The following is a 785-nucleotide window of genomic DNA, read 5'->3' as shown; positions in this document are numbered from 1 at the left end:
TCCGCAGCCAACGCGATCGCGGCCTGCTTCGCCGCGACCTTCACCTCGGCCGGCGTGGTGTTCAACGCGAGCTTGCGGGCCAACCGTTGCTGCTCGTCGGGGTCGAGCGGAACCCGATTCGCAACGGTCGCAACACCGACTCCGATCGCATCGGCGATTTCCGCGGACATCGACCCGTCGCGCATCCCACGCCCGACGTTGGCGAACCGCTCGGCGTGATGACCATTGCGAACAATTCGATCCGCCACCGCGGGTGGGACACCGATCTCAGTCAGCAGCATCTTCGCCGACCGCAGATGCTTTCGGAACGGGATCCCCGCCCGCTCCGCGGTACGCACCAACTGTGCCTGGGCTGCGTCGAGAACGTTGCGGGCCCGGGCGACTTCCACGATCGCCGACAGAATCTCGGTGTCATCGGTGCCGACCTTGCTCGCCGAGGCGAGCAGGCACGCCAACCTCGACGACTGCCCTGAGTCGGTCTCGGTGGCGGTGGGTGGCGCGAGTTCGTCGACGATTCTGTCGGTGAGCTCGCGCACAATAGACGTGAACATGACAAACCTCCTTCTAACCAAAGGTGCGTGGCAACAAACGTGAACCGACCAACGGTTCGGCAGCGACCTCCGACGACACCACCGACCCAACTAGCGGGTGGTGCCCGTCGGCGATGACAATGTGCCGCTGCGAGTCTCCCGCGGCTCGCACTCTCACCCGAGGAACGAGCAGTCTGTAACGGGTTCGCCTGACTGCAGCGCGCTATCGACTTGTCAAAGAACCTTCGCCCCCGG

Annotated in this window: 1 pseudogene; it reads right to left on the bottom strand. The window is 64.8% G+C overall.

Features of this window, described 5'->3' with window-relative positions:
- Positions 1-551 (bottom strand): annotated as a pseudogene (locus GM1_RS21410) (HNH endonuclease); the annotation flags it as partial.
- Between the last annotated feature and the right edge of the window lie 234 nt (positions 552-785).

The organism is Gordonia malaquae NBRC 108250 (genome assembly GCF_000344135.1).
GTDB classification, from domain to species: Bacteria; Actinomycetota; Actinomycetes; order Mycobacteriales; family Mycobacteriaceae; genus Gordonia; species Gordonia malaquae.
Note: the sequence above shows the minus strand (reverse complement) of the source record. Positions and strands in the feature narration are given on the sequence as shown.